The sequence below is a fragment of the Sinorhizobium sp. 7-81 genome, assembly GCF_030124405.1.
In the GTDB taxonomy this organism is placed as follows: Bacteria; Pseudomonadota; Alphaproteobacteria; order Rhizobiales; family Rhizobiaceae; genus Sinorhizobium; species Sinorhizobium psoraleae.
Genome location: NZ_JASKLT010000003.1, coordinates 72,378 through 92,836, shown reverse-complemented (window position 1 = coordinate 92,836; position 20,459 = coordinate 72,378). Strand labels below are relative to the sequence as shown.

The following is a 20,459-nucleotide window of genomic DNA, read 5'->3' as shown; positions in this document are numbered from 1 at the left end:
ATATTCACCGATGGAGTGGGACTATGCGGCCCTGGCGTTACACCGGCCTGGATGGCGAGTCGTCGCTGAAAAGCGAGGCGCGTTGCTCGTCTATGATCTGCCTTCCCTTCCGTAGGGCCGCATCGATCGCATCCTGTTCGGAGGCGAAGAGATCGGCGCGAATGAAGGTGCGCACCTTCAAGCCGGCATCAGGAATTGTCCTTTCGATGCTGCCAGCCAAGCGAAACTGAGGCCCCTCCCGCATGGGAGTCGCGCGGATCAAGCAATCTCCGTAGGATTCCGTTTTGCCGGCGGCCTGTTCCGTCTGCTTATCGGAGCCACCGGCGAGGCCGAACAATTTCGAGAAAAACGATGCCATGCTCCACAGTTAGCCGTGGCCGCGGGCGCTGTCAAAGACTAAGTGCGCGGCGAGGCCGTCCACCTGTTCGACGCACCGATCAAATGACGAGATTGGCAAGAATCTCGTTCTCGGTAATGTCCTGGTAGCGCAGACCGGCCGCATCGAACCGCGCTTTTAGAGCCGGGAAATTCTCGGCGTGCCTGGTCTCTATTCCGATGAGAACCGAACCGAAGTTGCGCGCCGACTTCTTCAAATACTCGAACCGCGCGATATCATCCTCATCGCCGAGCAAATTGAGGAAATCGCGCAGTGCACCGGGGCGCTGGGCCATGCGCAGGATGAAATATTTCTTGAGCCCCGCATACCGCATCGCCCGCTCCTTGACGTCGGGAAGGCGCTCGAAGTCGAAGTTGCCTCCGGATACGACGGCAATCACCGTCTTGCCTTCCAGCCGCTCGCGCCCGAGGATCTCCAGCGCTGTGATGGAAAGCGCGCCGGCTGGCTCCAGAACCACACCCTCGACGTTCAACATGTCTATGATCGTCAGGCAAATCGCGTTCTCCGGCAGCAACATCACTTGCTCAGGCGCAAAAGCGCGCAGCGCGGCGAAGTTCAGATCGCCAACGCGCGCGACAGCCGCTCCATCGACGAAGTTGTCCACCTGGTCGAGCGTGACCACGCCACCGGTCTCCAGGCTCCGCTTGAGACTAGGCGCTCCCGCCGGCTCGCAAAATACGAAACGATCAACAGAAAGCGTGTCGGCGAAATAGCCCGTGACGCCGGCGGATAATCCGCCGCCGCCGACCGGCAGAGCAACGAGATCGGGAACGACGCCCCCCGGCAGTTGCTCGGCAATTTCAGCTGCAACAGTCGCCTGCCCTTCGATAATGTCCGCATGGTCGAAAGGAGGCACCATGACGCCGCCGATCGCGTCGACGTGGTCGCGCGCCGCCTGATAGCACTGATCGAAAATATCGCCCACGAGGCGGATCGTGATGAACTCGCCACCGAACATGCGGGTCTTGTCTATCTTCTGCTGTGGTGTGGTCACCGGCATGAAGACGACGCCTGGAACGCCGAAGTGACGGCAGACGAAAGCAAAGCCCTGCGCATGATTTCCAGCGGAGGCGCAGACGAAGGTCTTCCCGACCGCTCCTGCGGCAAGCGCCTTGCGTAAGAAATTGAAGGCGCCGCGGATCTTGTAGGAGCGTACGGGCGAGAGATCCTCGCGCTTCAGGAAGACAGTCGCGCCGTACCGGGCACTGAGGTGATCGTTGAGTTGCAGTGGCGTCGCCGGAAAGATTTCACGGAGCGCGAGCGCTGCATTTTCAACATCCTGCTTCGTCACGTAGGGTTATCCGTTGCGTTTGCCGATGCATGACGCTATGGCACATTGCATTGCGCGAGGCCATCGATTTGACACGAATCGATCGAGCAAGCCACTATGGCAGCCGCACCGGGCGACCATCGGCCGGTTCGACAATTGTTTCCGGGAAATCGAAGCTTGAATGCAACCCTGTTCCGGCACGCTGTCCACATTGCGGCGATCCTCGGCCTCTATCTTTCCGCCGCGATGTTGGTCCCCGCTCTCGTCGACCTATACTACGGACATCCGGACTGGGAGATCTTCGCGGTAACGGCCTTCCTGACTGGCGGCCTCTCTGCGGCGACCTTCATGGCGACCCGCGCCGGACCTCCGCCGTTCTCGAAAAAATTCGGCTTCCTTCTGGTCAACCTGCTCTGGTCCGTCTTCTCGGTCGTCGGCGCAATCCCGCTCTGGCTTTCCTCGCTCGATCTCGATTTCGCCCAGGCGCTCTTCGAATCCGTTTCCGCGGTTACGACCACCGGTTCGACCGTCATTGTCGGGCTCGACAACGCACCACCGGGCCTGCTGCTCTGGCGCTCGCTTCTTTGCTGGCTGGGCGGCATCGGCATCGTCGTTCTCGGCCTCTTTATCATTCCGTACTTGCGCGTCGGCGGCATGTCCTTCTTCAAGATGGAGTCCTCCGACACGGGCGACAAGCCATTCGCCCGCATCGCAAGCTTCAGCCGCGCCTTCCTCGCCATCTATGTGACGATCACGCTGCTCTGCGCGATCGGCTACAGCGTGACCGGCATGAACCGCTTCGACGCGATCAACCACGCGATGACGACCGTCGCCACCGGTGGCTTTTCAACCCACGATGCGTCATTTGCCTATTTCGGCAGCATTCCACTGCTGTGGACCAGCACCTTCTTCATGACGCTCTGCAGCCTGCCCTTCTCGATCCTGATCGTGCTTGTCGTCCGCGGGCGCCTCGATGCACTCCGCGATCCGCAGATCACCGTCTTTCTCGGCTATCTCACCGCGTTTTCGGTGGCCGTCGCCGTCTATCATCGGCTTGCAAACGGCGTCGAATTTCATCTGGCGCTGGCACACTCCTTCTTCAACATTACCTCGCTCCTTTCGACTACTGGCTACGCCAGTGAAGACTATAGTCTTTGGGGTCCCTTCGTCGTCATGACCGCGTTTATCGCCACCTTCATGGGTGGTTGTTCCGGTTCGACCGCCGGCGGCATCAAGGCCTATCGCTTCGTCGTGCTCTTCAACGCGATCCGCTCCGGATTGAACAGGCTCGTCTATCCCAATGCAATCTACGCGGTGCGCTACGGCAACAACACCGTCGATGCGGATACGCAGCGCGCCATCTTCCTGTTTTTCATAACTTATATCCTGCTCTGGGTTTTCGGCAGTCTGATGATGGGGGCGCTCGGCTATGATTTGGTCACGGCGGTGTCCGCTGTCATCACCTGCCTCTCCAATGTCGGTCCCGGCCTCGGCAGCATTATCGGTCCGGTTGGCAACTTCTCGACGCTCGATGACCCCGAGCTCTACCTTTTGTCGCTGATGATGCTGCTCGGACGTCTCGAAGTCCTGACTGTCCTCGTCATCCTGACCCCGATCTTCTGGAAGCACTGAGTGTCGTGACCTACCAGTGCCTTGACTTGGCGTGCCAAATACCGAAAGTCTTGGGCAATCGGGCATGGGGGGAATGCGATGTCGAAACACCTGCTCCTGCTTGCAACAGTGACAGCCGCAATCGTGGCCACGACCGAAGGGGCAGTTCGGGCCGGTCCGCTTTCGGATGCGGCAACGAAAGCGGAACAGCAGGCGACCTCTGGTGACGCGGCGGGTGCCCGGGAAACGCTGCGCCAGGCGGTGGGCGACTTTTCCCAAACGCTGCCATTCGCGATCGGCAAAGCGGTCTTCGTCACCGCCGAACCTGCTGGCTACGCCATGTACGAACCCAAGGCCGATCCGACCTTCAAGGCCGGAGAACCAATCGTCTCCTATGTCGAGCCGGTTGGACTCACCTGGAAGGAAGCGAGCGTCAAGGGCAAGATTCAGACGCGTTTCACGGTGGATTTCGATATCCTCAACCCAAAGGGCGAGGTTCTCGCCAGCCAGAAGGCATTCGGCGATTTCACGTTCACCGGTTACCTGCGCAATCAGGAGATCTACTCGACGCTGACCATCGACGTCACCGGCGCTCCGGCCGGCGACTATGTGCTGCGATTCCATTTCAATGATATCAACAGCGGCAAGAGTGCAACCGTCGACCAGCCCTTCAAGATCGCCGCACAATAGGCCCATGCCGAACAGAATTACGACAATCGGTTTCGATGCCGACGATACACTGTGGCAGAACGAACGGTTCTATCGCCTGACAGAAACGCGATTCGTCGAATTGCTGCGGGACCACACCGACCCGGAGGAGTTGCCTGCGAAACTGCTGGCAGCCGAAAAGCGCAATCTCGGCCTCTACGGCTTCGGCATCAAGGGTTTCACCCTATCGATGATCGAGACGGCTCTCGAGGTAACCGGCGGCAACCTGCCGCCATCCGTCATTGCCGAAATCCTGGCCGCCGGACGGGACATGCTTGGCCATCCTGTCGAACCGCTGCCAAATGTCCAGGAGACACTCGAAGCTCTCGCCGGACGCTTTCGCCTGATCATGATCACCAAGGGCGACCTCTTCGATCAGGAGCGAAAGCTTGCCGTCTCCGGCCTCGGCGACTTCTTTGCCGCCATCGAGATCGTCAGCGACAAGACCATGTCGACCTATGAGCGGATATTCTCCCAACACGGCGACGGACCGTCACGGAGCCTCATGGTCGGTAATTCGCTGAAGTCCGACATCGTCCCTGCCCTCGCAGCCGGCAGCTGGGGCGTCTACGTCCCGCACGCCCTCACCTGGTCGTTCGAACATCACGAGAAACCGGAAGACCATCCGCGTTTTCACGAGATCGCAGAGCTCGGTCAGCTTGAGACGGTACTGCGAAAAATTGCAGGCTGATGGCGGCTCGGCCGCGGGGGGAGCTTGGTGCGGACGACGGGAATCGAACCCGTACGGTGTTAACCGAGGGATTTTAAGTCCCTAAATCCGTTTCCCCGAAGCTACTAAGGCATTGAAAACATTAGTGCCCCGGAACCCGGCTGTTTGTCTCCGGAGCCAGAAGTGGCACCCATTGTCACACAGGTTTGTCACAAGGTTGGCACCGAGAAGCCATTGTGTTTCCGGGGGATTTCGGTAAAGAGGAACCGGATGCGGACGTGGCGAAACAGGTAGACGCAAGGCACTTAAAATGCCTCGGGCACCGCCCGTGCGGGTTCGATCCCCGCCGTCCGCACCAGAGAGATGCGGAGGATTTAAGCCCCGGCAGAGACCCGCTGAGGCTGAGTCATTTGTGGTCCGAACTCACCCCCTCGTTCAGCATTCGGAGCTTCAGGGCGATTGAGTTCTCGCCGACGTGCGCACCGGTTAGTACGAAGCTGCATTCTTGTTGAAAAGTTCTATCTCCTCTGGAGGCACTGCTTCTGACGCATTCTCCGGTGGGCTGATGACTATCTTCGATACGTCGAGTGCCTTCTTTAGGTCAGTGCTGGAAATCCAATCGTTAACCCATAAATTTGCTTCCTGGCCGTTGACGATTTTGCAGAGAGGTTCGTCACTGACGAACTCGATGCCGACCGCCTTCGGTTTTGTCACCCGCTGCAGCCAGACTTCCAGATAGCCGTTGTGTGGGACTCGAGCCATCTTCTTCTGGACACCTGACCAAAGGCGCTCCTTTTCGGGTTTCTCGGCAAAAGCAATGAGGTGACTGAGTATGCCCGCTATCGCTGGGAATGTAGTGGGCGACACGAGAGCAATGTCCGCAGCAATTGCGACTTGTATGTCCAAATCGTCTGGAGCTTCCTTAATTTTCACGATCTTAGAGTGAAGTTCCCCGGCGAGACGTCTGAGTGCACCACTATTTGGATGCCGTCGTCCGAAGTTGTGAAGTCTCAACAGTTGCTTTTGGATTGTCTTTGCATTCGCGATATCGAGAGACTGTAGTTCAATCCCGGCGAGTTTGTCTTCCTTAACGGCACCGCTCACAACGTTCGTGCTTAGCGAAGTCTTTCCTACATTCAGTTTCAATCCAACTGAACGTAGTTTGTCGCTAATTACCTTAAGAATAAATTCGCACCGTTCATCACTGTTGGCAAATATTCTGTAGTCATCTCGATACCGAAGGATCTTAAAGTCGCTTGATTGCTTCAGTTCGGAACTTATTTGTTGATCTACATAGCCCAACACCATTTCAGCGATGAAGTCCATTAGCAGAGAGCCTTGGGATATCCCATTTGTCTGCCCGTAGCGACCTGCTTGGATGTGGCGATCTATTCGGTTACCAAGCAGTTTATAGTCCTTTTTTCCTTTTTTCGCCTCATCTAAACCGTGCATGGCCCATGCGATGCTATGGGTGTAGATGGATCCGTAGCAATCGGTGACATCGCTATGTAGAATATGACTGAACTGTAACGAGTATGCGAGCGAGCGCTGCTCGACTTTCTGCCACCAATTCGTAATCTGTGCGGCCTTGTCCGTTTCTTCATCTACTGAAAGGACGGGCGAGCTGCAGCATTCGACCACGCCGCCGTCGAACTCCGAGAACTTCGTTACAATGTGTTTCCAGTTGTCGGCGCTGCAGACGAGATTGACCAAGGAGACATAAATCGCCGGGTGCATCAATTCCAATGGTCGCCAAGCGAACCGGCCATCTTTGTTCGCAACAAAACTGTAGTTTACCCCCGTGAATATGTCGGGATTATCGGACTTGAACTCAAAGTAGTCGTTATCCTTCATGAAGTCAGCGACGTCATTTAGGATACCTTGAAAGCTGATGTAGTTGGGGAAGTCGCCGTTGTAGTAACTGCTGCACTTAAGAAGGTGAGTTCGCGCGTCGCTGTGAGGAAGATCGATTAGCCGTTTCATACGCCCCTATCCATGTGGTGGTGCCCTCTGGTAACCACACCAAAGAACAGCCGCAGCATCAAGTGGAAACACGAACAACTCACAAGCACAGGTCGCGCTCTCCTCCTGGCTCCCACCGTGAAAAACCACTTGCGCTCTCGAAGTCTTGTGCGGGTCCCCGCCTGTCACGATTTCACTCGTCGCCGAGGGCGCGACCCCGGATGCCTCATTCGCTGGTGCGGTCGTTGGCTACCACCCGGAGCTTCGGGGTCGCCGGTTCCAGCGCCGCCGCGACATCGTCGAGAGCCGTGGGCGACAGCTTCATGTACCGCTGCGTGACCGACAGGTTGGAGTGATCCATCCAGTCCATGATCCGCTTGGCGTCGACCCCGCGCATCGCCAGACGTGACGCGCAGGTGTGCCGGAAGATGTGGAACGGCTGCGTGAACCCGTCGTACTTGCCCCCGAGCTTCTCGTAGACCACGTTCAGGTGGCGGCGACAGGTGTCGAGGTTCAGATCACCGAAGGGCCGCGCCGGGTCCTTGCCATCGATACGGCACTGGGCCAGGACGGCGCGAACCCGAGCGGTCGGCGGGATATACGAGGTGCGCCCCGACTTGCGGTCGCGGAGGATCACATGCTTCGACGTGATGTCGTCGTAGGTGAGCTTCTTCGCCTCGTTGATGCGGGCCCCGGTGTCGAGCAGGAAGGAGACCAGCTGTGACAGCCGCTGCCAACCGTGGTGGTCCAGCTGCCGGATCAGCGGGTCCTCTTCGCCGAAGTCGAGGAAGTCGATGCTGCCGACCGACGTCTCCTTGAACTTCTCGATGTGCGGGACCGCGTCGATCACCCGCTCGTGGACCGCCTTGCGGAACATGACCTTCACCGCCGACATCTTGCGATTGATCGTAGCGTTGTCGTTGCTCAGTTCCGTCCGGAGGTAGTCAACGAAGTGGTAGAAATCACGCGAGGTGACGTCCTTGATCGGCGTCGCGCGGCCCTTCCAGTCGATGAAGAACTCAGCGTTCCGCGCCAGCTTGTCGCCGCTGTTCCTGCCCGACCAGCGATCCTTCTTCGTGACCTTCCAGAAGTCTTCCAGCGTCCTCAGGGCTGATCCCCGGTTGCCGAGGGTGTCGACCGAGGGCTGTGGGATTGGTTTGCCGAGCTTGGCTGCGAGTTGCGCCTCACTCTCCCAGGTGATGGCAGCAGCCTCTGTCGTGAATGTCGGACGGTAGCGCTTGCCGTTGATCATGAGGTCGGCCTGATAGCCTTTCCCTCTGGCTCTGACTGTCATGCTGGTTCGCCTCCCAAGATGTCCACGAGGGTCGCGTACACGCGCCGTCCCTTCGGTGTGAGTTCGACACGCTTTATCCGCCTGTCCGTGGCATCTTCGTACGACCGAAGCAGGTTGTGCCCGGGCTGACCACCACGGTGGGTCCCGCTGAGCGCGGCGACGTTGCGGCTGACGGAGGAAGAAGCCAATCCAGTCGCTTGGATCAGTTCCTTCATCGTGATCCCCGGGCGGTCGACCACCCTGAGGAAGACCATGATAGTCTGGGCCTGTATCTCAGGGTCGAGCTTTCGAAACTCCTCGACCACGGAGATCAGCTGCCGCGCGTTCTTCTTGTCGGCTATGCTCACAATGTTGCTCACGTAATGGTGTCCCCTTGCATCACAAATCCATCGATTTCCACCCTCGACGCTATCGCCGCGAGAGGACATAACCCTCCTGAAATCTCTCCACACATGCAACTAAGTTCGCCGATAAAAAGCTACTTATCTACATAGCTGATTGATTTTGCTGGCTATTTTTTTTCGTCGAGCATCATATAAATCTCTCCTGATGCGGGATGAAGTCTTATTTTGGAGAGGTGCAATCGCAGGGAAAATCGAGTCGAATTAACAGGTTACGCGAGGTAGCCCGGTCAAAACTTGTGTAAGGCGTCGCCATTGTGGGGATCAGAACACGCGCAAGCCCTGGTACTTGCCATACATCGGTCGATGGACCACAACGCCGCGCAATGAACGAGCGGCGCGTCGTCGATACACCACCGCCTGAATGCAGGGGGCGAGCGATGAATGAAACCGATAGGCGAACATCAGCCGGAACGCGCCCGAAGGCGTTGGCCCTTGCAGGGTCGTACCGGACGTTTCCACCAAAGCAACGATCCGCTCCAGTGATCAGGTATCCCCACGCAAGACAAACGAAATCAACGTGTTAGGGTCTCCCGTGTGACAAAAGCTGTGACAATGGCCGTCCGAAAGGGTGAACAGAGCCGGAACGGAGCCGAACCGAGGGGGCACGGGGGGTCACGCGCCCTGCCGCTGATCTGATTGGGTGCCGGACATTTTTTCGGTAAACATCCGGCACCCTTTTGACATCAGAAGCCTGCGTAGCGGCCGACCCAGTGATAATCCACAGCTGACGACCTCAGGGCTCGGTGGACCAGATGCTCGTTGGGCGCGATGTGCAGGAGCCAGTGGGCGTACTCTTCCCGATGCTCCTCGGGTAGAAGTTCGAACATACGGATGATCTTGTCAGCCACCTCGGTGGATTTCAGGTAGGACGCATGGTTGTGAGCCCGAGATCGCTCTCGGTTCTTCTCGCGGTTGGCCCTCGCATATTCGTTGGCCTTGGCCAGAAGCGTCTCGCGGTTGGCCTGATACCGAGCCTTGGCGGAGGCCCTGCGCTTCTCCGCGTATTTCTCTTTGTTCTTCTCGGTGGACTTACGGACGGACGCTCGACGCGCCTCTGCTGCCGCCTCGGGTGTAGCGTGACGTGTGTAGGGTCTTGGCATTCTCTCGTTTGTCTTGGATTGGGAACTTGGACGTAGGGGGATGAATTACTCATCATTCCCCCCGACCTCAGCAAGGACCTGAGTGCATCCAGAGTCTTGCCTCGGGTCCTTGACGAAAGCCTCTCAGTTGGGGCCTCTGGTGTCACCGAGGGCTCAGCCTTTAGCAAATCCTCTCAGGTGGATACCTAAGTTATATCCTAAGTTTCACCCCCAGCGTACCTACTGTTGCCCCTATTTGATCATGTATCTCGGAGCCCGAGGTCGTTAGACCGCTCGATCAAAGAGCAGATGACCTGCTGCGATGGTTCATCAGAAGGATGTCGATGATATTCTTCCTTCCCCATATCCTTTGTCATGCAGGAACTTACACGTCTGGTTCAGCCAAGGACCCTCTACGCTCCCTGAGCCCCTCCCAAAGCTGTCCCGGTCCAAGCAGGATGTCCTTGATGCCTTCGCGGATCTTCGGCGAGTCGAGCGCCTGTTTGCTCATCACCGAATGGGCCTCGAAGGCGTCCATAATGGCGTCGAGAATGGCCTTCGAGAGATCCGGAGAACTCGCGAACTGTTCCTTCGTGTTGTGCTCGGCTTGCTGGACGAGCGTTTCCGACTCCAGCAGCTTCCCCTTCAACACGCTGTTCACATAGATGACCTGATCATCGTCCGTCAGGTCGCCCTGGAACAGGTCATTTACCCTCGATACGATTTCAGCGAGTAGCGCCTTCTCCTTGTCCTGTACCGAGCCCGAGCCCGGAGCCGTATAAGGCGTCAGCGGCTCAAAGAAACCCGAGAGAGTGAGTTGCCGGGGTCCCTTGGTCGACAGCTTGTGATGCGTCAGCTTGATTTGGGAGACGTCGACGGTGTCCCGTTCGCGACCGAAGTCGAGCAGCGGGATCAGGCGCTTATAGAAGATCGATCGCTTCTCGATGTCGGTGTTGCCGTAGTCGAAGATCTGCGACAGGAAGGCATAGACCCGGACAAACGCGCCCATGTCGCTGCGGAAGAGCAGAAGCGCCTCCATCTCGTCCTGGGCATCCTTCGCCGCCTTGGTATCCTCTTTCGTCAGGGCAACCATTCGGCGCTCCTGTGCCGCCTTGTAGGCTCGAAGCAAACGATCCGCGACAGGCATGATGGCGGCTACAAGATCGCTCTGCTTCGATTGCGGGTCGAGTTCGGCTTTCACGACTCGATCGACCTCGAAGCTGTCATAGTATCCGGCGGCGTCCAGCTTCGCCCTGAGGTCGAACACGAGGTTGGGATCGGTGACCCCCGCGAGTTCAGCCGTCTCGTAGTAGGTCTGGAATGCCTTCAGGATGTCGTCGCCGCTGTTGACGAAGTCGAGGACATAGGTCGTGTCCTTGCCCGCGTGTGCTCGATTGAGGCGCGAGAGCGTCTGGACCGCCTGTATCCCCGCCAAGCGACGATCGACGTACATGCCGCACAGGAGCGGCTGATCGAACCCGGTCTGGAATTTGTTGGCGACGAGCAGCACGTGGTATTCCGGCAGCTTGAAGGCCTCGCGGATGTCCCGCCCGTTCAAGCCCGGGTTCAGCTCCTTGCTCGACTCCGAGAAGGGCTCCGGTCCGCTTTCCTTGTCGTCGACCTCCCCGGAGAACGCCACGAGGGTGCCGAGGTCGTACTCCTGGTCCCTGATGTACTTCTGCATCGCGATCTGCCACCGCACCGCCTCGACACGGCTGCCGGTGACCACCATGGCCTTCGCCTTGCCGTCGAGCAGCGGCTGCACGTTCGCTCGGTAATGTTCGATGACGATCTGAACCTTCTGGCTGATATTGTAGGGATGCAGCCGCACCCAGCGCATCAGCGCCTTAACCGCCTCCTTGCGCTCCACCTCCTTGTCGTCCATCTCGCCGCCAGCATTGGCCAGCTTGAAGGCGAGATCGTAGGGTGTGTAGTTCTTCAGGACGTCGAGGATGAAGCCCTCTTCGATGGCCTGACGCATCGAATAGACGTGGAAGGGCTGTGGCTTGTTGGTCTCGCTCGCCGGTTCGCTCGGGTTCGGGCGGCGGCCAAAGAGCTCCAGCGTCTTGCCCTTGGGGGTCGCGGTGAAAGCCAGATAGGTGATGCCGCTTTCGTTCGCCCGGGCTGCCATCTGGGCCGCGAGGATGTCTTCGCTGCTGACCTCGCCTCCGTCCCCAAGTTCCGCGAGTTCCTCGGCTGAGAGAACCTGTTTCAGCTTCGATGCGGTCTCGCCCGTCTGGCTTGAATGCGCCTCGTCGGCGATTACCGCGAACTTCTTGCCCTGCGTCGCAGCAAGCTCCCGCACAGCCTCCAGCGCGAACGGGAAGGTCTGGATGGTGCAGACGACGATCTTCTTTCCCCCGGCGAGCGCCTCAGCCAGTTTGCTGCTCTTCGCCCCGCCTTCGTTGGTGATCGTCTCGACGACGCCCGTGGTGCGCTCGAAGCTAAAGATCGCTTCCTGAAGCTGAGTGTCGATCACATTGCGGTCGGACACGACGATGACGGTGTCGAAGATCTTCTTATGCTGCTCGTCGTGGAGATCGGCGAGGAAATGCGCCGACCATGCAATCGAGTTCGTCTTTCCCGATCCCGCCGAATGCTGGATCAAATATTTGCCTCCCGCACCCTCGGCGAGAACGGCTGCTTGTAGCTTTCGGGTTGCATCCAGCTGATGGAAGCGCGGGAAGACCAGACCTGTGATCTTCTTCTTGGCGTCCTTCGCGGCAACGACGTAGCGCCCAAGGATCTCCAGCCAGGAATGGCGCTCCCAGATCTCCTCCCAGAGATAGGCGGTCGGGTGTCCGTTTGGGTTGGGCGGGTTGCCCTTGCCGCCGTCATTGCCCTTGTTGAACGGCAGGAAGCGGGTGTCGGCACCTTCGAGCTTCGTCGCCATCATCACTTCGGCATTGCTGACCGCAAAGTGGACGAGGGCGCCGCTGGGGAAGTTCAGGAGCGGCTCAGGCGATTGTCCCCTGGGGCTCGGGTGCCGATCGAACCTGTACTGGTCCACCGCGTCCTGGACGCTTTGGGTGAAGTCCGTCTTCAGCTCGACAGTCGAAACCGGAAGTCCGTTGAGGAACAGGACGAGATCGATGCAGTTCTCGTTGTTGTTCGAGTATCGTACCTGCCGCACGACACGCAGCCGATTGGCGTTGTACCGGGCCAGGATCTCCTCGTTGAGACCAAAGGCCGGTTTGAACTCGGCGACCTTCAGCGGTGCCCTGAGGCCGATCAGTTCGACGCCGTGGCGCAGCACATCCAGAGTCCCGCGCTCGTCAAGCTGCTTGCGGATGCGGTCGAGCAGCACGGACTCGGCAGCGGGGCCATGGTTCTTCGCCAGCGCCTCCCACGCCTTGTGCTGTGAAGTCTGGACCCACGCCACGACATCGGCAGGAAACAGCGCCCGGGTGCGGTCATACTTGGCAGCGTCGCCACCCTCGTGGTGCCAGCCATGATCTACGAGGTGACCGCAGATTTCTTCCTCGAAGCTAATTTCCTTGTGGAGGCTCATCGAGAACACCTGTTCGACGGTCTGATGCCGATGGCCGCCAACCCCTCGGCCACCTCCGGTTTCATCGTAAAGCCGTGGCTGACGTGAGAATAGATTGCCAGAATGCCGCAATAGAAGTGGGCGTCCCGCGTCACGGCTGGTTCGGCATCCCAGAGAAGATGTTCCCGCCGTTCGCTCGTCTTGCCAAAATGCATGTGCCAGGACTGACCGCCCCAAGCGAGCTTTGCACTGAGCGCCTGAGATGTAAGATCGGGATTATCGAGCAATACCTGGAGGAGTGCCTGTTCGGTTTCCGTGGGCGGCATGGAAGTGAAGGCTTTAGCCACCCGTTCCGGAACGCCCATCGCGGCGACGGTCGCGCGACGGTCCATCTCCTCCTTTCCATGCACTCTTGCCAGTTCATCCAGGACGGCTTGCGCGTCGACCTTTTGTACAGGACTGCCCTTTTCCAGCCAGCGCTCGGCGTTTTTCCGCAACTCTGCCCTCTTCGGAGCGTCCATTGCGGCAATATTAGGCAACTTCGATGAAGTCATTCGGCAGCTTCCCGGGTTTCGACCAGACCCCGCACATCGATCTTACCGGTGACTGCTGCATCGATCAGGGCAGTCCGGCGTTCTTGGAGTAACTCGATTGCCGACAGAGCTTGTTGCATGAGGCCATCCATCCCGTCGATTTGGGCGTGAATGAACTCGACAATTTGGATCTGCTCTTGTTCCGGGGGTCGTGTTACAGGCAGTTCCATTAGATTTGTTGATGAAATTGACGCAAGGTTGGTGCTCTGTTTTGACCTGCCCACGAAGTAGAACTGTGCATAGTCCGACCCCGCTACAAGATTTAGCCACGCGGCCAATACTGAGTGGGGCCTTACGGCAAAGACATGGTTCTGGTGAATGCAAGGATCGATCTGACCATCCCACACGTGACCCCGTCCAAGTTTGTCGAAATCTCCCCCTTCATTCATTAAAACATCGCCCTGCCGCAACCTGTACCGATCAAGGAGTTCGCCAGGGATGTTGATCATCGCAATCTCGGCGAGGTCGAAATAGCCGTCCTGAACGTTGGCGACACGCAGGTAGGGAACTTCAATGGTCTCAACACCCGAGAAGTCTTTTCCTTTGGCAATTCCTGTCTGAACTGTCGCTACCGTCTTTAGCGCGGACACCTGCCAATGCTCCGGCACCTCGCCGAGCCACTCGATCCCCGTGTTCTTCATCGGGGCATCCGGGTTGAGGCCCTTGGTGACCGCGTGGGAAACGACAGCCTGACGCTTCTCCTTGAGCAGTTCGATTAACCGCTTCTGCTCCTCGACCAGGGCGTCGATCTTGCCGACTTCGCGGTCGAGGAAGGCCGATATAGCCGCTTGCTCGGGGAGCGGGGGAACCGGCAGCAAAATCCCCCCAAACTGATCATAGCTGATATTCTTTCCGTCTCGTATCCCGTCCGTGGCGGTTTGGAGCGCCGATACGAAGAGGCTGCACTTGAGGGCGTAGGCGAAGTAACTCGGTGAAATTGCATCCCGAGCCCGTAGAACCGTGTATGCCGGGCTGACGCAGCCGCTATATGCCGAGTGCTCAATGCCACCCTGAAAGCTGCGCAAACTAATAACGAAATCGTCTTGTTCGACGTGCTTAAAGTTTCCGATCCCACCAAGGGCAAGCATTAGCTTTTGGTCTTCAAGCTCCATGAACAATCGCTGGGGAACCACGCCGTAGCGCTGCGTGGCCGACAATTGTTCATCTCCTTCGAGGGCCGCCTCTCTCATTTGCTTGAACAAGCGCCGAGCCAAACGCGCATCCCAACTTGACGGGATATCGCCCATCCAATCTGATCCGCTGGGTTTATAACCTTTATGGCGGGGGAAGCTCATGCCGACAGCTCCCCGAGCATCTGGAGAATGCGACCCGTCACCTGCTTTAGATCCGCATCGATCTCGGCCAGCGGTCGCGGCGCTTCGAAGACATAGAAGTGACGGTTGAACGGGATCTCGTAGCCCACCTTGGTCTTCTCATGGTCTATCCAGGCATCCGGGGCATGGGGCAGAACCTCCCGTGCAAAATAGGCCCCGACCTCCTCACTAAGCGGCACGTTCTCGGTATCGCGAAGTGAGCTGTCGGCCTGTGGCTTGCCCTTTGCCTTGCCCTTGGTGCCGACGACGACATTGCACCTCTCGTCCCTCAGGGGACGCTCGACGGTGATCGTGCGAAAGCCGAAGGCTTCGTTAGCGAAGATGCGCGATAGCGGAGCGAGTTTCACCTTGCCGCCTTCGGGGGCGACTGGGGGCTTCTCACGATCAGCCACGATCTCACGCCCGACCTCTTTTCCTTGTGCATCCAACACCGTCGCAATCTGGGCCCCGCTGAAACTACCGAACAGCCTGGTGACGGAGGCGATGTCGGGGTCTCCCATCTCCTTGCGCTTGGCGCCGAGACTCTTGCGCATCTTCTGCCAGAAGGACGAGGCGTCGATCAGTTGCACCTTGCCCTTCCGGTGGTCCGGTTTACGGTTCGACAAGACCCAGACATAGGTAGCGATGCCGGTGTTGTAGAACATGTCAGTCGGCAGCGCGATGATCGCTTCGAGAAGGTCGTTCTCCAGCACATATCGACGGATTTCGCTTTCGCCGCTACCCGCGCCACCGGTGAACAGGGGAGACCCATTGAGGACGATGGCGAACCGGCTGCCGCCGTCGACCGCCGGGCGCATCTTCGAGATCAGGTGCAGCAGAAACAGCAGCGAACCATCCGACACCCGAGGAAGCCCGGGACCGAAGCGACCGTTGAAGCCCTTCTGCTCGTGTTCCGCCCGGATCTCCTTCTCGACCTTCTTCCACTCGACGCCGAAGGGCGGATTGGAGAGCATGTAGTCGAACTTTTCCCCAGCGTGGCCATCGTCAGACAGCGTGTTGCCGAAGACGATGTTGCTGACATCCTGCCCCTTGATCAGCATGTCGGCCTTGCAAATCGCGTAAGACTCGGGGTTCAGTTCTTGCCCGTGCATAACAAGCCGGGCCTGTTCGTTGTGCTCGCTGAGGTATTCATCGGCAATCGACAGCATCCCGCCCGTCCCGGCGGTGGGATCGTAGATCGTGCGCACCACTCCGGGCTTGGAAAGGATCTCGTCGTCTTCGACGAACAGCAGGTTGACCATCAACCGGATGACCTCACGAGGCGTGAAGTGCTCACCGGCAGTCTCGTTGGAGAGTTCAGAGAACTTCCGGATCAATTCCTCGAACACCAGGCCCATCTGATGGTTGCTGACCTTATCGGGGTGAAGGTCGATCCGGGCAAACTTCTCGGTCACCTGATAGAGCAGCTTGGCCTTGACCAGGCGATCAATCTGAGCGGCAAACTCGAAGCGCTCGAAGATGTCACGGACGTCCGGCGAGAAGCCCTGGATGTAGGCATAGAGGTTGGCCGCGATGTTGTCCTGATCGCCCATCAGAAGGCGCATGTCGAGCTTGGAGACGTTATAGAAGGTCTGTCCGGCCTTGCGCAGGACGAAGGGCTCGGGATTGATCCCGGCCGCGGTCTTGGCTGCATGTTCGGCAAGCACCGCTTCCTTGGTCGGCTCCAGGACGCAGTCGATGCGGCGCAGAACCGTGAACGGCAGGATCACTTTGCCGTAGTCAGCTTGCTTGTAGTCGCCCCGGAGAAGGTCCGCTACGGACCAAATGAATGCCGATAGTGCCTGCTGGTTCATTTCGAAATCCCTGTCACTGCAACAGGCAATAAAAACGGCCTGTGTTGCCTCGTCAATCTCTATGCCTGGTTGATGGAGCGAGGCTGGCCTGGTGGGGCTGATCGACAATTCTGGTGACCTGAGTCGTCACACATTGCGACGGAAACTTGCCGGACTACCACATCCTCGAAAAGACGATGAGCATGTCCGACTGTCTATTTGATAGGCCATGCAAGCCGATGACTTCTCTGCGCATCGGTATTAGACCGGTGGGGATGTACGGTCACCGCCGCGACCCGCGAACCCTGCTGTTCAGGCGCGAGAAGTGCGACACCTTACGAATGCAAGATCACGTCAAAGACCAGTCTTGTTTACGTTCTTGCCCGCCAGGCTGCGCTGATAAACCCCGTTGAGATACTCCTTTGCGCTCGGAAAGCGGAAATCTTCGACCACGGAGTTAGGGTCGATAGCTACGATGAGCTGGCGGGCGAGTTGTCTGCCCTTCGGGCTGAGAAACATGATCAGCCTCCGGCCCTCGTTCGGGTCGTTCGTGCTCTCGATGAGGTCATACCCCGGCTTGCCGAGGCGGTGCCACTCTCCGAGCGCCGCGACGTTGCGTGAGCAGGATGATTGCGACAGGCCGACCTCTTCAGCGAGTTGCGCCATTGTGATGCCTGGGCGAGCCATGATGGCGAAGAAAACATGCGCCGTCTGGATAGGCATCTGCTCACCGCCCTTACGCAGCGTGTTAATAACCTGAAGGAGCTTCGATACGTTGGTATTGAATGGCATTCTCATTGTCCTCCGTTGGGGCCGTACTGCAAAACTTGCTTCTTGTCATCACCCGCGATGATGCTTCGATCACATCCGAGGCGAACCAGCCGATCATGAAACCCGGGAGCCGGGACGAACTGGAGGACGTGGTCGGTCTCGATGCTGGGGTCGGAACGTAGGCGGTCTTGGGCTTGGCCGGTGTCGACGCGAACCACGACTTCTTCGGTTGCGCTGTAGCTCGGCTTCGGTGCCGTGTAGGTGCGGCTGCTGAATGAGGTCGAGGAGCGGAAGCCACCGCTGCGGACGCCGCTGAACTTGGCGTGGGCGACGGAGGCTAACGTGAGTGCCGCGATAGCGGACGAAACGAGAACGAGCGAGAGCCTCTCCATGGGCATTTTCCTTGTTTGTCACAAAAGGATTGTCACAGGAGGCCCTTTGTCACCGAAATCCCTCCATGAGTGGAGAGAAACCGAATTAGGCCCGAAACCCTTGCGGTTCAGGCTTAAATTTCAGTGCTTTGGGGGATTGTTGCAGGGGCGGAGAGAACGCTTCGGGGATTTTAAGTCCCTTGCGTCTACCAGTTTCGCCACGTCCGCCTGCGGCCTAGATCAAACACTTAGGGGATTCAGTCAAGGAAATGTTTTTCAGCGCAGTGGCCACGTCGGCGCAGCAGACACTCCTCTGTGCGAGTCGTTGACGCCGCTCGTTAACGCCCGGGCGAATACCACATCATCATCTCAAGCGAAAAATTATACGAACCCCTGATTCGCCAGGGGTTCAATCGGCGCCCGTTGCTGGCAAGCTGAATTGCCTCGAAAATTTGTCCTTGCATCGCTGACAGAGGGTAAAGGCGTGCGTCCACTGCAAGCGTCATCTGACGTGCCTTTGTTTCCAGAAGACCTGGATACGCTTCAGCGTGTGTTCGACCGCCTCTGCAACGAGCACCGATGGTCGCGCGACAGTGCCCCCGCGCAAAGATACGGCAGAATGCTCATCGAAGCCTATCAGGCTGGAACCACAAATGAGCTCCATCTTCTCATGGCCGGCCGCTCGTTCGTGAGATCCCGCGAGGCCAGGAGAACCGTGTGATGGCGGAAGCCCGGCACAACCGCGACGAATGGGACGAAAAGCGCCGTCGCATCGATGCGATGAAGGAAGCTTTTGCAAGCGCTATTGCGGCACGGCAGGCGGAATTGCATCATCAACAAACGCTTGGTCGGCACCCGATCTGGAAGACCCTGTTCTCGGCAAGAAATCGCAAATCCTCGGCCGGGATCGATACCGTTTTCAAGGACTGATATTTCAGCTCATCAATATGTTGCGTGATTATTCTCGCAAACGAGATAAGAGGTTTCGACCATGCTGAAGCCCAATCTCTCCCTCGCCTGTATGTTCAGAATCCCGCGGAAAGTGCCGCATTCTATTCACGACTGCTCGGCCGCCGGGCATCGGGATCGTTTCCCACCTGATCCCGACGGTCATCGGCTGAGGCTCTGTACGCCGGATGAATGAAACCCGGTGCGCCGCAGGCGCACGCAAAAATACCCCGTCATTCGCTCGACACGAACGGCGGGAAGCGGCAGGCTTACGCGACCTCACGAAACCTCGAGGCGAGATACCGGGTCAGTGATAGTAAAAACAATCGCAGTCGGCTTTATAGCCGTCTTCTCCGCGCCAGACTCTAACCGCTAGTTTCGACGACATTCCGGTATCGTCCAGCCGCAACCCAAGCAGCGATACCGCCGCTGCTTTCGGATTGGGCGCGTCGACTTCGATGACCGATCCGACCTGATGAACGCCCAAGCGGGCGGTCCAGGTGAAGATCTGAACGTTATAATGCATTGAAAATCCTCCGTCGCGTAGTCATCGCGTACGGGGACGGCGTCGTCAGGGGCGAATACACTCAGACCCAACTGCCCCTTCAAGCATCATCAGCCATCCTCGACGGTTGCTTCAGGTCGATCTCCCCCATCAGCGTGTTCGAAATGCCAATTTCCCTTTTCATCCTGGAAGCTGATTTCCTCGTCGTCGCCGCCGACTTGCTGTTCGGCCGCTGCGACCTTTGCGGCCGCCAGTGCCATCTCGCGACTGGGAAAGGACTCTGAATACGCGTCGGCTGCCTTATAGGCCCAGCCTCCGTCGTGTTGAACGATCGAATAAGTGATCCGCGCCATTCTTCACTCCCCTGGATTCCTGGGACAGTGTCTGCCCCCGGCGGACCGTTGCCGCACGGTCCTACTTCTTCCTCCTCATCAATGGCATTTGCATGCCGAACAGGTACAATGTTAGCACAAAAAAACGCCGCTAGGCCACTTCTGCGATGATTTTGGCTGCCTTTTGAAGCCTTGATAGAACTTCAAGGCGCGGTCCGACCGGACCGCGCCTTGAAGTTTTCGAACCAGACGTGTCAGGACGCAAGTTTCGCAGCGATCTTTGCGACATGCGCGCCCTGATAACGGGCGGCTTCGAGTTCGACTGCCGATGGCTGGCGCGAACCGTCGCCACCGGTGATCGTCGAGGCGCCATAGGGAGATCCGCCCTTGATTTCGTCCAGCCCCATCTGGCCCTCGAATGCATAAGGAAGGCCGACGACGATCATGCCGAGATGCATCAACGTCGGGATCAGACCGAGTATCGTTGACTCCTGACCGCCGTGCTGAGTTGCCGAGGAAGTGAAGGCCGAACCAACCTTGCCGACAAGCTTGCCCTGTGCCCAAAGACTGCCGGTCTGATCTATGAAGTTGCGCATCTGCGACGCGACGGTGCCGTAGCGCGTGCCTGAACCGAAGATGATCGCATCGTAATCCGCCAGTTCGCTGACGGTGGCGATCGGCGCAGCCTGATCCATCTTGTAGTGCGAAGCCTTCGCCACATCTTCCGGCACAAGCTCGGGAACACGCTTGACGACAACCTCTGCCCCGGTTGATTTGGCGCCCTCCGCGACGGCGTGGGCCATCGTTTCGATATGCCCATAGGCCGAATAGTAGAGGACCAGTACCTTAGCCATTATGTTACTCCTTCGATGTCCGGCAATTCAGCTTGATCGTGACCGCAGGCAGGATTTATCAAAACGCATGTCGTCGCCAGCACGTCATCGGTCG

General features: G+C 58.2%; 20 protein-coding genes and 1 tRNA gene. 6 read left to right on the top strand and 15 right to left on the bottom strand.

All coding sequences use genetic code 11. The features are described 5' to 3' along the window. Positions 1–37: 37 nt before the first annotated feature. Both QN224_RS12915 and ilvA read right to left on the bottom strand, forming a co-directional pair. Positions 38–358 (bottom strand): HlyU family transcriptional regulator, encoded by a 321-nt coding sequence (locus QN224_RS12915; protein ID WP_283976999.1) that lies wholly within the window; start codon positions 356–358, stop codon positions 38–40. Positions 359–437: 79 nt separating this feature from the next. Continuing rightward, entirely contained in the window at positions 438–1,688 is a 1,251-nt protein-coding gene (gene ilvA / locus QN224_RS12910; RefSeq protein WP_283976998.1) for a threonine ammonia-lyase, read from the bottom strand. 156 nt (positions 1,689–1,844) lie between these two features. Here ilvA and QN224_RS12905 point away from each other — a divergent pair, with 156 nt between their 5' ends. From QN224_RS12905 to QN224_RS12890, 4 genes are all read left to right on the top strand, one after another. Continuing rightward, the gene (locus QN224_RS12905; protein ID WP_283976997.1) at positions 1,845–3,299 is read left to right on the top strand and encodes a TrkH family potassium uptake protein; all 1,455 of its coding nucleotides are present in this window, start codon (positions 1,845–1,847) and stop codon (positions 3,297–3,299) included. Positions 3,300–3,377: 78 nt separating this feature from the next. After that, on the top strand, positions 3,378–3,968 hold the full coding sequence (locus QN224_RS12900) for a hypothetical protein (RefSeq protein WP_173512940.1): 591 nt from the start codon (positions 3,378–3,380) through the stop codon (positions 3,966–3,968). A gap of 4 nt (positions 3,969–3,972) precedes the next feature. Next, positions 3,973–4,677, top strand: coding sequence for an HAD family hydrolase (locus tag QN224_RS12895; protein WP_283976996.1), 705 nt, complete (start codon positions 3,973–3,975; stop codon positions 4,675–4,677). A 251-nt stretch (positions 4,678–4,928) separates the two neighbouring features. Then, positions 4,929–5,014 (top strand) — tRNA-Leu (locus QN224_RS12890). Positions 5,015–5,142: 128 nt separating this feature from the next. Here the strand turns inward: QN224_RS12890 and QN224_RS12885 are convergent. From QN224_RS12885 to QN224_RS12840, 10 genes are all read right to left on the bottom strand, one after another. Continuing rightward, positions 5,143–6,639 carry an RNA-directed DNA polymerase gene (locus tag QN224_RS12885; protein ID WP_283976995.1) on the bottom strand — a complete coding sequence of 499 codons (1,497 nt, stop codon included), beginning with the start codon at positions 6,637–6,639 and terminating at the stop codon, positions 5,143–5,145. A 205-nt stretch (positions 6,640–6,844) separates the two neighbouring features. Then, entirely contained in the window at positions 6,845–7,912 is a 1,068-nt protein-coding gene (locus tag QN224_RS12880; RefSeq protein ID WP_283976994.1) for a site-specific integrase, read from the bottom strand. Further along, positions 7,909–8,271: a winged helix DNA-binding protein gene (locus QN224_RS12875; protein ID WP_283976993.1), complete on the bottom strand. Its 363-nt coding sequence runs from the start codon at positions 8,269–8,271 to the stop codon at positions 7,909–7,911. Before QN224_RS12875 ends, QN224_RS12880 begins: the two co-directional genes overlap by 4 nt. A gap of 728 nt (positions 8,272–8,999) precedes the next feature. After that, positions 9,000–9,416, bottom strand: a complete 417-nt coding sequence (locus QN224_RS12870; protein WP_283976992.1) for a hypothetical protein — start codon at positions 9,414–9,416, stop codon at positions 9,000–9,002. A 364-nt stretch (positions 9,417–9,780) separates the two neighbouring features. Next, complete coding sequence (locus QN224_RS12865; protein ID WP_283976991.1) at positions 9,781–12,906, bottom strand: type I restriction endonuclease; 3,126 nt, start codon at positions 12,904–12,906, stop codon at positions 9,781–9,783. Further along, on the bottom strand, positions 12,903–13,439 hold the full coding sequence (locus QN224_RS12860) for a hypothetical protein (RefSeq protein WP_283976990.1): 537 nt from the start codon (positions 13,437–13,439) through the stop codon (positions 12,903–12,905). The genes QN224_RS12865 and QN224_RS12860 overlap by 4 nt, the downstream gene beginning before the upstream one ends. Further along, complete coding sequence (locus QN224_RS12855; protein WP_283976989.1) at positions 13,436–14,773, bottom strand: restriction endonuclease subunit S; 1,338 nt, start codon at positions 14,771–14,773, stop codon at positions 13,436–13,438. Before QN224_RS12855 ends, QN224_RS12860 begins: the two co-directional genes overlap by 4 nt. Next, complete coding sequence (locus tag QN224_RS12850; RefSeq protein ID WP_283976988.1) at positions 14,770–16,605, bottom strand: class I SAM-dependent DNA methyltransferase; 1,836 nt, start codon at positions 16,603–16,605, stop codon at positions 14,770–14,772. Before QN224_RS12850 ends, QN224_RS12855 begins: the two co-directional genes overlap by 4 nt. A 333-nt stretch (positions 16,606–16,938) precedes the next feature. After that, positions 16,939–17,376, bottom strand: coding sequence for a MarR family winged helix-turn-helix transcriptional regulator (locus QN224_RS12845; RefSeq protein ID WP_283976987.1), 438 nt, complete (start codon positions 17,374–17,376; stop codon positions 16,939–16,941). A 2-nt stretch (positions 17,377–17,378) separates the two neighbouring features. After that, a complete protein-coding gene (locus QN224_RS12840; protein WP_283976986.1) occupies positions 17,379–17,747 on the bottom strand; it encodes a hypothetical protein in 369 nt (122 codons plus the stop codon). A gap of 463 nt (positions 17,748–18,210) precedes the next feature. Here QN224_RS12840 and QN224_RS33875 point away from each other — a divergent pair, with 463 nt between their 5' ends. After that, positions 18,211–18,447 (top strand): hypothetical protein, encoded by a 237-nt coding sequence (locus QN224_RS33875; RefSeq protein WP_336621114.1) that lies wholly within the window; start codon positions 18,211–18,213, stop codon positions 18,445–18,447. After that, positions 18,447–18,656 carry a hypothetical protein gene (locus tag QN224_RS12835; protein WP_283976985.1) on the top strand — a complete coding sequence of 70 codons (210 nt, stop codon included), beginning with the start codon at positions 18,447–18,449 and terminating at the stop codon, positions 18,654–18,656. Before QN224_RS33875 ends, QN224_RS12835 begins: the two co-directional genes overlap by 1 nt. Positions 18,657–18,981: 325 nt before the next feature. On the opposite strand, the gene QN224_RS12830 is transcribed toward QN224_RS12835, so the two are convergent. The 3 genes from QN224_RS12830 to wrbA all read right to left on the bottom strand — a co-directional run bounded on the left by QN224_RS12830 (position 18,982) and on the right by wrbA (position 20,365). Continuing rightward, positions 18,982–19,200, bottom strand: coding sequence for a hypothetical protein (locus QN224_RS12830; RefSeq protein WP_173512938.1), 219 nt, complete (start codon positions 19,198–19,200; stop codon positions 18,982–18,984). An 89-nt stretch (positions 19,201–19,289) separates the two neighbouring features. Continuing rightward, entirely contained in the window at positions 19,290–19,532 is a 243-nt protein-coding gene (locus QN224_RS12825) for a DUF2188 domain-containing protein (protein ID WP_173512937.1), read from the bottom strand. Between the two features lie 233 nt (positions 19,533–19,765). Beyond that, positions 19,766–20,365, bottom strand: coding sequence for an NAD(P)H:quinone oxidoreductase type IV (gene wrbA, locus QN224_RS12820; protein ID WP_173512936.1), 600 nt, complete (start codon positions 20,363–20,365; stop codon positions 19,766–19,768). Positions 20,366–20,459: the final 94 nt, after the last annotated feature.